The organism is Listeria sp. MAN/IMW/UF464 (assembly GCF_058683955.1).
Genome location: NZ_JBZWZP010000001.1, coordinates 90,847 through 103,241, shown reverse-complemented (window position 1 = coordinate 103,241; position 12,395 = coordinate 90,847). Strand labels below are relative to the sequence as shown.

Annotated in this window: 10 protein-coding genes and 1 other annotated feature; of the genes, 2 read left to right on the top strand and 8 right to left on the bottom strand. The window is 37.5% G+C overall.

The window, feature by feature from the left end:
* Nucleotides 1-5 precede the first annotated feature (5 nt).
* The 5 genes from argJ to ezrA all read right to left on the bottom strand — a co-directional run bounded on the left by argJ (nt 6) and on the right by ezrA (nt 6,616).
* Nucleotides 6-1,202 carry a bifunctional glutamate N-acetyltransferase/amino-acid acetyltransferase ArgJ gene (gene argJ, locus AC4PG0_RS00560; protein WP_194317135.1) on the bottom strand — a complete coding sequence of 399 codons (1,197 nt, stop codon included), beginning with the start codon at nt 1,200-1,202 and terminating at the stop codon, nt 6-8.
* Nucleotides 1,203-1,217: 15 nt separating this feature from the next.
* Nucleotides 1,218-2,249, bottom strand: coding sequence for an N-acetyl-gamma-glutamyl-phosphate reductase (gene argC / locus AC4PG0_RS00555; protein ID WP_003762472.1), 1,032 nt, complete (start codon nt 2,247-2,249; stop codon nt 1,218-1,220).
* A 171-nt stretch (nt 2,250-2,420) separates the two neighbouring features.
* Nucleotides 2,421-3,632, bottom strand: a complete 1,212-nt coding sequence (gene thiI / locus AC4PG0_RS00550) for a tRNA uracil 4-sulfurtransferase ThiI (protein WP_194317137.1) — start codon at nt 3,630-3,632, stop codon at nt 2,421-2,423.
* A gap of 1 nt (nt 3,633) precedes the next feature.
* Nucleotides 3,634-4,773: a cysteine desulfurase family protein gene (locus AC4PG0_RS00545; RefSeq protein ID WP_010991624.1), complete on the bottom strand. Its 1,140-nt coding sequence runs from the start codon at nt 4,771-4,773 to the stop codon at nt 3,634-3,636.
* 127 nt (nt 4,774-4,900) lie between these two features.
* Entirely contained in the window at nt 4,901-6,616 is a 1,716-nt protein-coding gene (gene ezrA / locus AC4PG0_RS00540) for a septation ring formation regulator EzrA (protein ID WP_147732808.1), read from the bottom strand.
* Between the two features lie 279 nt (nt 6,617-6,895).
* Between ezrA and AC4PG0_RS00535 the strand changes: the two genes are divergently transcribed.
* Nucleotides 6,896-7,384 carry a GAF domain-containing protein gene (locus tag AC4PG0_RS00535; protein WP_031649367.1) on the top strand — a complete coding sequence of 163 codons (489 nt, stop codon included), beginning with the start codon at nt 6,896-6,898 and terminating at the stop codon, nt 7,382-7,384.
* Between the two features lie 211 nt (nt 7,385-7,595).
* Complete coding sequence (gene rpsD / locus AC4PG0_RS00530) at nt 7,596-8,198, top strand: 30S ribosomal protein S4 (RefSeq protein ID WP_003762477.1); 603 nt, start codon at nt 7,596-7,598, stop codon at nt 8,196-8,198.
* 99 nt (nt 8,199-8,297) lie between these two features.
* Here the strand turns inward: rpsD and tyrS are convergent, their stop codons facing one another.
* The 3 genes from tyrS to AC4PG0_RS00515 form a co-directional block, all read right to left on the bottom strand.
* The gene (tyrS, locus tag AC4PG0_RS00525) at nt 8,298-9,557 is read right to left on the bottom strand and encodes a tyrosine--tRNA ligase (RefSeq protein ID WP_010991627.1); all 1,260 of its coding nucleotides are present in this window, start codon (nt 9,555-9,557) and stop codon (nt 8,298-8,300) included.
* Between the two features lie 59 nt (nt 9,558-9,616).
* Nucleotides 9,617-9,825: a binding site (T-box leader), on the bottom strand.
* Nucleotides 9,826-9,878: 53 nt separating this feature from the next.
* A complete protein-coding gene (gene ccpA, locus AC4PG0_RS00520) occupies nt 9,879-10,886 on the bottom strand; it encodes a catabolite control protein A (protein ID WP_003762479.1) in 1,008 nt (335 codons plus the stop codon).
* Nucleotides 10,887-11,120: 234 nt separating this feature from the next.
* Nucleotides 11,121-12,206, bottom strand: coding sequence for a bifunctional 3-deoxy-7-phosphoheptulonate synthase/chorismate mutase (locus AC4PG0_RS00515; RefSeq protein ID WP_003767131.1), 1,086 nt, complete (start codon nt 12,204-12,206; stop codon nt 11,121-11,123).
* Nucleotides 12,207-12,395: the final 189 nt, after the last annotated feature.

The window sequence follows — 12,395 nt, the reverse complement described above, 5'->3', positions numbered from 1 at the left end:
CCTCCTTACGTCCGGTAACAAGCATTGATTTTGACATATTCATAACTCAAGTCGCAACCCCAAGCCGTACCTGATTCAAGCCCGATATGAAGATCAACTTCGATAACAATATGCTCTTCTTCTAAATAGGCATCTAGCGCTTGTTGATTAAAAATGGTTTGGCTGCTATGATTCAGAATTTCAATCCCGCCAATTTTAATTGTAATATTATCTGGTGCAAATCTGCCACCTGAATAGCCAATCGCGCAAATAATACGTCCCCAGTTCCCATCTCCACCAAAAGCTGCCGTTTTCACGAGACTAGAAGAAACAATTTTTTTAGCAATCATTCTTGCGTCTTCTGTTTTTGTAGCGCCATTTACTTGCACTTCGATTAGTTTTGTCGCTCCCTCGCCGTCTCGCGCGATGCTTTTAGCAAGGTGCTCCGTTACCGCTTGGAACATATCCGCAAATTTTGCAAAATCCGCTGTCCCTTCCTGAAGCATCGGGTTTTCTGCACAGCCATTCGCCATGACTACCACCATATCATTGGTAGAAGTATCGCCGTCTACCGTTATTTGATTGAAAGTTTTATCTACTTTTATTTTTAATAATTTTTGCAATAATTCAGCTGGAATGGCAGCATCTGTCGTAATAAAAGCGAGCATGGTAGCCATATTAGGGTGAATCATCCCTGAACCTTTCGCTACCCCTGACATCGTGACTGTCTTACCACCTATTTCTGTTTGAAAACTAATCTGTTTTTGAAAAGTATCTGTTGTTAAAATAGCTTCTTCAAAATCAGCTGCGTTTCCTGTTTGTTTTTCTAATAAATCGATTCCAGTCATTATTTTATCCATTGGGAGCATTTCACCAATTATTCCTGTCGAAGCAACTGCGACTGTATCCATTGGAATCGCTAATTTTTCTGCCGTTTTTGCTCGCATTGAAAGCGCATCTAACATTCCTTGATTTCCTGTCACCGCATTGGCATTGCCACTATTCACAATAATCGCCTGTAACTTCGCGCTATTTTTAAAAGAATCTTTTGTGACAAAAATGGGTGCGGCTTGCATTTGGTTCATCGTGTAAACTGCCGCAGAATTTGCTGGTACTTCTGAGTAAATCCAACCAATATCATTTCGTTTTCTTTTCAGCCCAGCATGTTTTCCGTCTGCATAAAAGCCTTTTGGTGAGGCGATATTTCCTTTAATAAGCTCCATTTTTTCTTTCCCCTTTCACGGATACACTGGAATAAATCCCAATCCGTCACTCTCAGCAAAATTCGCCATTATATTTAAATTTTGAATTGCTTGACCAGCCGCTCCCTTAACTAAATTATCGATTACGGAAACGATGGTGATTACATTCGTTTTTTCATTATAAGCAAGGCCAATATCACAATAATTAGAAGCCGTTACTTGTTTTACAGTTGGGTAAGTATTTTCTGCTTGAATTCGGACAAATGAAGCATGCTCGTAGGTGGATTCGTATAATTGATGTAATTCTTGCTGGGTAATTGGATTTTTAGGTTTTACGTAGATGGTTGTGAAGATTCCTCGTGTGATGGGAATTAATGAAGTGGAAAATTGAATTGCAGGGATACTCTTATCCCATTTTGTTAGTTGTTGCATAATTTCCGGAATGTGTTGATGGGAATTCATTTTATATAGTGTCATATTTTCATTTGTTTCTGTAAAATGGGTGCTTTTAGATGGCACTTTTCCCGCTCCGGAAATACCTGATTTGGCATCTACAATAATGGATGTGGGATCAATTAGCTGCTTTTTCACGAGTGGAGCTAACCCTAACAAAGTCGCCGTTGCGTAACATCCTGGATTAGCAATAAAAGTCGCAAGTTCATTATCGCGAAATTCTGCTAAACCATATTCCGCCTTAGCTAAGTAATCCTCAGGTGCTGCTTTTTTCCCGTACCATTTCTCGTAAAGCTGGTTATCTTTTAGTCGAAAGTCTCCGGATAAATCAATCACATTAAGCCCGGCATCGATGTACGGTAAGGCCACATCTTTCGCGATTCCCGATGGAGTAGCAATAAAAACTGTATCGCTTTTTTCGATAATTTCTGCTGGATTTATCTTCTCTAAGGGGCTAGCTTCTAAACCTTTTAAATGCGGATAAAAGTTTGCCAATGTTTCTGATTGTGCGGAAAAACTATGTAACGTCGCTATGTCGACCGAAGAATGCTGGTGCAGCAAGCGGATTAGCTCAAGCCCTCCGTATCCTGTCGCCCCAATAATAGAAACTTTCATCCTAACCCCTCCCGTTAATTATTAAATGATACTTTTCATTATAGTGATGTATATTTATAATGTCAAATGGTTTTTTATTAATATTTAAAACTATTTTATGCATTTTTAGTTATTCATTATGTATATTATATACAAAAAACCGTTTACCCTAAAAAGGATAAACGGTTTATCTTAAAATAAGTCAGCAAACTCATCTTTTATTTCTGCATTCTCGGCAACATTAACAGCAATCGTTTCTACATTCTCTAATGCCTTTAAAATTAAGGCATCAAAATCTGTGAAACTTTCGTAATGCTCGATTTTATCAAGTTTTGGCTTTGTTTTTGGAGAAGGCGGCGTGAAAATCGTACAGCAATCTTCAAATGGTTGGACAGATAAATTATACGTATCGATTTTTTGTGCGATTTGAATAATTTCATTTTTATCCATTGAAACAACTGGGCGAATAATCGGTGTAGCTGTTACAGCGTTAATTGCTAGCATACTTTCGAGTGTTTGGCTGGCAACTTGGCCCAAACTTTCACCATTAACAATCGCTAATCCATTTCTCTTACGGCGAAGTTCATCCGTAATTCGAAGCATCATTCGGCGTGTAACAGTCATAATCACGCTCTCAGGAATTTGCTGTTTGATTACTTCTTGAATTTCTGTAAATGGAACGATATGCATTTGAACTTGTCCGCTATACTTAGCCAATTTTCCTGCTAAATCGATTGCTTTTTGTTTAGCTTGTTCGCTCGTATATGGCGGGCTGTGAAAATGAACCGCTTCAATCTCCACACCACGTTTTTGTGCTAAATACCCAGCAACTGGACTGTCGATACCACCAGAGAGCATCAGCATCGCGCGACCAGAAGAACCAACCGGAAGACCAGCTGCCCCAAGAATCGTCCGACATGATAAAAAGACGCCTTCTTTACGAACATCAATCGTTAGTTTTACATCTGGATTTTTTACATTGACAGTCAGGTCCTCGATATTTTGTAACACATGTGCGCCGATTTCCTGATTGATTTCATTAGAATCAAGCGGAAACTCACGGTGGCTACGTCTTGCCGCTACTTTAAACGTGCCATTTTCCTCGTGCGCATCTTGAACTAAAGAAAGAGCAGCCGCTTTGACCTCATCTAAATCTAAATTAACACGAACTGCTGGACTAAATGATTGAATCCCAAAAATCGGTTTTAAACGTTCCTCTGCAAGTTGATAATCCGCCCCATTTAAAATAATATACATCCGGTCGCGTTCCCCGTGAATACGGACTTCCGGTAAATCTTTCATTGCGCGTTTCACATTTTGTGCCAGTCTAGTCACAAACTGCTTTCTGTTTTTTCCTTTAGTAGATAGTTCTCCGTATCTAATTAACATACGATCAAATTCCAATTTATTTCACCACTTTATTTAGATTTTCAATAATTTCTTGCAACTTTTGAATAAAAATTTTCGCTTCAGATAAACGGTTTTCGTAGGATAGACTTACTCGCACAGCACCAGTTGCTTCTTCGTCAGTCACGCCCATTGCTTTTAATGTACTGCTTGCTAATTTTTGTTTAGATGAGCAAGCACTCGTCGTCGAAATGTATATATCTTCTTTTTCTAATGCATGAACTAGAATTTCACCGCGATGACCTTTTGCAGAAAAACAAACGATGTGCGGTGCGGCTACGCTTTTCTTCGTATGGACAGTCATATCAGGCATTTGAGTGATTTCCGTTAATAAATAATCACGGATTTCGATTAGTTCTGCTCTCTTTGATTCATTTTCTAGCGTCAACCTTAATGCCTTAGCAAGTGCCACTCCACCAGCTAAATTTTCTGTCCCACTACGGTAGCCCATTTCCTGGCCGCCACCAATAATTTCCGGATGCAAATGAACATTTTTTCGTTTAACAAGTGCTCCTGTGCCGCGTAAAGCATGAAACTTATGACCTGAAAAAGTTAGTAAATCAATCGCATGCTTATCGATTTCGAGCGGAATTTTTCCAATCCCTTGAACGAAATCGACATGAAAGAAAGTATGTTCCCGACTAGCAAGAATCTCGCCAATTTCTTGCAGTGGTTGAATACTCCCGACTTCATTATTCACGCCCATTATAGATACTAAAATTGTTTCATCCGTAAGTGCCGCTTTTAATTCATCTAACTGGATAACGCCATTTTTATCAACTTTTAAATACGTCACTGTAAAACCATTTTCCTCAAGCTCTTCCATTACTAAACGTACAGAAGGATGTTCGATACTTGAAGTTATAATATGTTTCCCACGGTTTTTGTAGCTATAGGCAAGTCCTTTAATCGCTAAATTATTCCCTTCCGTTCCACCAGATGTAAAGATAATTTCTTCTGGCAAAACGTCTAACATTGTGGCGATTTGTTTTCTGGATGTGTCTAGTAATTCTTTAGACTTAGCGCCAAAACGATGAAGTGAAGATGGATTAGCGAAGTAATTACTTGCTACTTTCGTATATGTTTCAAGCACGGCAGCATTTGGCTTAGTCGTCGCGCTATTATCGAAATAAATCATAAAAAATAGACTCTCCTCCCAAATATTCCACTCTCCATTTTATCATAATTCCAACACTTTCCAACTACTAATTTAGAAAAAAACAAGGATTCCTATTATTATAATAGAAATCCTTGTTTTTTAGGCTTTATTCAATATCATCTACGCTTACTTTTGATTCATAAGCTTTTTCTACTTTTTTAAATGCGCCCGTTTCTACTTTTTCGAGTGCAGTTACAGCAATCTCAAGCGCTTTTTTATATTGGTAGTCGTTATAAAAATGGTTTTCTGCTTGAACTAACTCATCCGCCAACTCCTTGTTGCGCAAACGATAGCGGTTCGCATATTGAATGACGTGCTCAACTAAGCGAACATTTTCCATCATTTCTTCTGCTTTTTCCGTTAAATGAGTTAAATCTTCTTCCGCAATCCGCCAGTCTTGACTAACAGCTTTCATGTTTAAAGGCTTTTCTTCTAAACGTTTTTCAAGTGCATCAATAGATTCTCCCATGTGTGCTCGCAGTGATAGATACTCTTCTGGAAGACCTGGCAAGCGTTCTCGTTCCATTTTACGATCAAGCGTGATAATTGCTCGTCTCATCCGTTCTGCATCATCGCGAGCTTCTAATTCGTCTTTACGCAGCGAACGCAATTCCTCTGCAAAATTATCTTGTTCTGAACTAATAGAAAGTAAAGCTGCATCGATTTCTTTCAGTGTATCTTGTGCTGCAGAATAAGCAATTTCTCCGCTAGCAATTAATGCTGTCAACTGCTCAAAGTTTTCTTTAGCTTCACTTAATTTAGCACTTGTTTTAAGGTAAACGGCTAAATCATCTTCTGCCACATGATACGTTTGTTTTACTTCCGTGATTTGTTCAGCAAGTGCATCAGAAACAGTATTTTGTCGTTTTAATTTATCAGAAGTAGGACTGTGATTTTCTTTCACGAAATGACGCGCTTCTGCTTCGTGTTCAAGCGTATCGTAAAACAATTCGATTTCATTATGTAATTCTTCAATTCCTTCTTCAGCTTCATCTAAATCAAGATTGATTACATTTTGTTTCATTTTTTCAATTTGCGTTTTCATACGAGAAATTTCTTTATCTAACTCCATTTGGGCTAAATAATAACCTTTTCGAACCATTTCTTCATAACCAGCACGCAATTTATTCATTTCTTCCGGTAAAATTGTATCTGTTTCATGTAGTAATGAAGGAATGCGTTCCATTTGTGCTTCAATAACTGCCATTTCTTTTTGGACGGATATAACGATTTCACGAGCTTCTAAGTGATCTCCTTGGTCTGTTAGTGAATCATAGCGATTTAAATTTTCAGCAAGGCTGTTTAGTTTTGCTTCCACATAAGGTAGTGTTTCTCCTAGTTTAAATCCTCGTGTCAAAACTTCCCGACGAAGTTCCGCAAATTTTTCTTTCGTCATTCTGCTTTCTTTCGCGTTCTTTTCTTCACTAATAAGCAATTCTTTTAAACCGCCGAGAATTTGGTCCATTTGTTTTTCAATTACAACAAGCATTTGCTCAATATCGTTTTCTGTATTTGTTGCAGAACGGAATCTGTATCGATCTGCATTCATTTCTGCTTCTAACAAAACTTCTTCTAAATCAGGAAATAATCTAGTTTCAATTTCGTCCCAAGAGGAGCGCCATGATTCGAAAAGCGCTTCTGTTTGACCTGTTAGCTTTAATTTTTTTACTTTTGAAAGTTCATCAATAACCGGCCGTTCTCTGAGTTTGATTTTCGTTTCTTCTAATTCGTTTATTCTTTGGTAATGTTTTCTTTTTAAAATGTAGCCTGCACTAATGACTGCAATTACTACGATAATAAAGCCGATTAACATGTAGTACATCCAAAATCCTCCCATCAACGTTAACTTGTGAAAGAAAAACAGCCACACTCGTGCTGTCCATACACTTTTTCCATTATGTACATCTTTCCATATGTAGTCTTTAATTCCTTATTTTCAGTTCATTATACACATCTTTTATTTTACCACGATTTGCGCAGAATTACTTGCGTTTAGCGAAAAAATTTTCAAAGCAACTTTATCTCAAAACAAATTTCCGAAAATCCATTTTATTTCATGCTATACTATAAACATTATTTGAAAAGAAATGTGGGGATAAAAATGATTGAAATCCAAAAAATGACTGGTACAAAAGAAGAAAATTACGCTCTTGCTTTAAAACAAGTACAAGCAATGATTGCTGGTGAACCAAATCTCATTGCAAATTTAAGTAATGTTTCTTCTATATTAAATCAAGCACTTTCCGATATTAATTGGGTTGGGTTTTATTTACTTGAAAAAGAAACAAATCAATTAGTACTCGGCCCCTTTCAAGGTCTACCTGCGTGCATTCGCATTCCACTAGGTAAAGGTGTCTGCGGTTCTGCTGCCTCTGACCAAAAAACATATATAGTAGAAAATGTGCATGATTTCCCTGGACATATCGCATGTGATGCTGCCTCTAATTCAGAAATCGTTCTACCCATTGTAAAAAATAATCAGTTGCTTGGAGTGCTTGATATTGATAGTCCCCTCTTTAATCGTTTTGATGAAGTGGACCAGTTGTGGCTAGAAAAAATCCGTGATGCGATTACTCAAGAAATAAATTGACAAAGAACTAGTAACTATACTATACTGGAAGATGTGTAAAATGCAGCTTGAGTAAAATGAATGAGTGTGTTGTTTACCCCCAGATGTAATTCTGTGGTATATCGCGTAACCGGCGGCTGCTATGGTGATGGTATATGAAGGTAAACTGCCCTGATTTGGTTTTACGTCACGTTTGTTTTATACCAAAAACAAATAAAAGGAGGAGTCTCTTATGGCTCGTTATACAGGTCCAAGCTGGAAAGTTTCCCGTCGTTTAGGAATTTCACTTTCTGGAACAGGTAAAGAATTAGAGCGTCGTCCGTATGCTCCAGGTCAACACGGCCCAACTCAACGTAAAAAAATCTCAGAATATGGTTTGCAACAAGCTGAAAAGCAAAAATTGCGTCATATGTATGGATTAACTGAACGTCAATTCAAAAACACGTTCAACAAAGCTGGTAAATTACAAGGTAAACACGGTGAGAACTTCATGATCTTACTAGAACAACGCCTTGATAACATCGTTTACCGTCTTGGTCTTGCTCGCACTCGTCGTGCAGCTCGTCAACTAGTAAACCATGGCCACATCACTGTAGATGGCAAACGCGTAGATATCCCTTCTTACCAAGTTTCTGTTGGTCAAGTGATCTCTGTTCGTGAAAAATCTGCTAAAAACTCTGCAATCGCTGAAAGCTTAGAAGTTTCAAGCTTCGTGCCTGAATACGTAACTTTCGATGCAGAAACTCTAACTGGTTCTCTTAACCGTCTACCAGAACGTTCTGAACTTGCTGCTGAAATCAACGAAGCATTTATCGTAGAATTCTACAGCCGTTAATTAGAACTAAAAACCTTACAATTCATGACCTCGGTTATGGTTGTAAGGTTTTTTTATGCACAAAAAAGCACTCGCCTTTAAAAACGAGTGCTTTTCTTCTTATTTATAAGAAACTAAGAAGTATTTTTTCTTCCCGCGTCTCACAATTGTAAATTTATTTTCAATCCGGTCACTTGCATCAATTACTTTTTCCACGTTTTGCTGACGTTCACCGTTAATGTAAATTGCTCCGTTAGTTACATCTTCACGAGCCTGGCGTTTTGACGGTTCAATCCCAAGTGTTACTAACCAATCTACTAGGTTTACTTCTGCATCCTCCGCTACAAATGTTGGCACATCTTTGAAACCTTGTTCAATTTCATCCGCAGTTAGAGCTGTTACATCCCCACTGAATAATGCTTTTGAAATTTTAAGCGCTTGTTCTAACGCTTCTTCACTATGCACAAATTTAGTCATTTCAGCAGCTAACGTTTTTTGTGCAGCTCGTAAATGTGGTTCTTCTTCCACTTGTTTCGCTAACTCATCAATTTCAGCTTCAGTCAAGAATGTAAAGTACTTCAAGTATTTCACTACATCGCGATCATCCGTATTAATCCAAAATTGGTAAAATTCGTATGGCGTTGTTTTTTCCGGATTTAACCAAATCGCGCCACCTTCTGATTTCCCAAATTTAGTTCCATCAGCTTTTGTTAAAAGTGGAATTGTTAGACCGAAAGCTTTGGCATTCTCACCTTGTTTTTTGCGAATTAAGTCTAGTCCAGCAGTAATATTTCCCCACTGGTCACTACCACCAATTTGCAGACGACAATCATTAAATTCATATAAGTGATTAAAGTCCATCGCTTGTAAAATTTGGTAAGCAAATTCTGTAAACGAAATCCCTACTTCCAAACGGCTAGCGACAATATCTTTTGAAAGCATCGTGTTTACATTGAATTCTTTTCCGTAATCACGTAAGAAATCAAGAATACTCACATCTTTCGTCCAGTCATAGTTGTTTACCATGCTAGCAGCCGAATCACCCTCAAAATCAAAAATCTTTCCAAGTTGGACGCGTAAGCTTTCGACGTTTTTGCTAATTTGTTCCATCGACTGCAACTTGCGCTCTTCTTTTTTACCACTTGGGTCACCAATTGTTCCTGTCGCTCCACCAACTAAAATAATCGGACGGTGCCCAGCGTTTTGGAAACGGCGTAAAATCATAAATGGAATTAAATGACCGATATGCATCGAATCTCCAGATGGATCAATCCCGCAGTACAAAGAAATCTGTTTTTCTTCTACCCATTTGCGTAATCCTTCTTCATCTGTTTGCTGGTAAATAGCTCCGCGCCACTCTAATTCATCAATAATATTCATTTTCATCATTCTCCTTTTATTTTTGGACATAAAAAACGCCCCTCCGCTAAACAGTTTAGCGAAGGGACGTATTAATTAACGTGGTACCACCCTACTTTTAGGAAAAAATCCTACTTCAAAAAATAACGGCTCAACACCGGCCGCACCATTATCCTGTGCAGCGTGACTCCGGGATGTAATTCGTCTACTTATCTCTACTAGTTTCCACCAACCACTAGCTCTCTAGGAATAAGAATAAGCAACTACTTCGTCCGTTCATAGTCATTTTCGTTATGAAAAGTATACATACATTTATAACATACCGCTAAAAATGCTGTCAACTTATTTTTTTTCTTTTGTAGTCCCACGTAGTTTTTCACTATGTGGTAGAATAACTGTTTTTTCGTCTACTTCTTCATTCGTCATTAATTTTGTTAATAAACGCATTGCTACTGCACCAATGTCGTATAAAGGTTGTACGATTGTAGAAAGTTGTGGACGTGACATTAATGTTAATTTTGTATTGTTACTTGTCATGACTTCTAATTCTTCAGGAACTTTAATACCAGCATCTAATGCCGCATTTAAAATTCCGATTGCTAGTTCGTCATCCGCGACAACAACAGCATTTGGTTTCTTAGATAATGCACTTAATTCTTCCCAAACTTTTACACCAGCATTGTAATTGTATTTTGCTTCAATAATGTAGTCTTCTTGGTAAGTAATACCAGCTTCTTCTAGCGCTTCTTTATAACCAGCCAATTTCATTTCACGGTTTACAGGCTCATTTAAGGAACCACTAACAAAAGCGATTTGCTTATGTCCATTATCTACAAAACGTTTCACAGCTTCTTTTGTTGCTTCTTTGTAATCGATATTAACAGAAGCTAATTTGTTTTCCATATCTACCGCTCCAGCTAAAACTACTGGTGCAGGAGAACGGTCAAATTCTTCTTGTAATTGTTCAGAAATTCGTTCACCCATATAAATAATACCATCCACTTGTTTACCAAGCAGTGTATTTAGCACTTGAAGTTCTTTATCCTCATTTTCGTCCGAATTACTAAGGATAATATTGTATTTGTACATTGTAGCAATATCTTCAATTCCGCGCGCAAGCTCTGCATAAAAAACGTTAGAAATATCAGGAATAATTACACCGACAGTCGTTGTACGTTTACTTGCAAGACCTCTAGCTACTGCATTAGGACGATAACCTAATTGATTAATAACATCCAATACTTTCTTTCTTGTTACTGGTTTAACATTCGGATTGCCGTTAACTACCCGAGATACCGTCGCCATAGAAACATTCGCTTCACGAGCAACATCATAAATTGTTACATTCATCCCTATTCACTCTCCATATTCATTATTTTAATGGCTCTATATACCATTGTAAACGGAAACAAACTTGCCTTCCCTTAATAATACGATAACTTTTTTCGATATGCAATTGTTTTTACTCTTTATTTTCATTTATTTTCATACCGAAACGGCATTGAATATTAGTATTAAATACCAATTATGCATTATTAGTTTTGGCCAAAATAAAAAACCCTGGCGTACCAGGGCTTTTCGAGATTATTTGATTTTGTGAGGAACTAGGTTACTAGCTAAAATTGCATTCCAGAACTCTTCAAATTCAGGAATATCCATTTGTTGCGCAGAGTCAGATAAAGCAACAGCTGGATCCGGATGAACCTCAGCCATTACGCCGTCAGCTTCAATAGCAAGGGCAGCTTTAGCACATGGAAGTAATAAATCTTTTCGACCAGTAGAATGTGTTACATCGACCATTACTGGTAAATGCGTTTCTTTTTTCAAGATTGGCACGGCAGAAATATCAAGTGTATTTCTTGTTGCTTTTTCATATGTGCGAATACCGCGTTCACATAAAATAATTTTACCGTTACCTTGTGACATAATATATTCAGCAGCACCGATAAATTCTTCAATCGTTGCAGATAAGCCACGTTTTAGTAAAATCGGTTTATCAACACGACCTGCTGCTTTAAGTAATTCAAAGTTTTGCATGTTTCTTGCACCGATTTGAATAACATCTACATAATCAAGTGCAACTTCAATATCAGCTGGAGTTACGATTTCACTAATAACTGCTAAACCATACTCATCTGATACACGTTTAAGAATTTTTAAGCCTTCTAAGCCTAATCCTTGGAAGTCATATGGGCTAGTACGTGGTTTAAATGCTCCACCGCGAATAAGTTTTAAACCTTTTGCTTTAATAGACTCAGCAACTGCAGCCACTTGTTCGTAAGATTCTACGGAACAAGGCCCAAAAACGAATACGGGTTCGCCGTTTCCGATTGGTAAACCTTTAACAGTAACAATCGTGTCTTCTTTTTTATTTTTTCTAGAAACAAGTAATGCTTTTGAATGATCCTCTTCTTGAAGTTCTAGTCCCGCTTTAAAAATTTCTTTAAATAATTTTTGAACCGTGCTATCCTCAAAAGGTCCTTTATTTGCTGCAAGAATCGTATTAAGCATCTCTCTTTCACGTAATGGATCGAAACGTAGAGAACCTTGTGTTCCTTTGATTTTACCGATTTCTTGTACCAAATTGGCACGTTTGCTGATTAATTCAAGCAAATCAATATTTAATTGATCCACCTCTGTTCTAAGTTCCTCTAAATTTGTATTAACCATTTTACTTCCACCCTTCTAAAAATCTGCTCCAAGATTATTTCTCATTATAGAGGAAAACAGATAATTTGTCACGAATCCACTTTTATACTTAATCGCTTTTAAGCATTAAAGTGAATAATGTAAAACTAATGTTAACACGTTTTAAAATAAATTACAAGCGGATATTGCTTTTTTTGTATAAAAAAACAG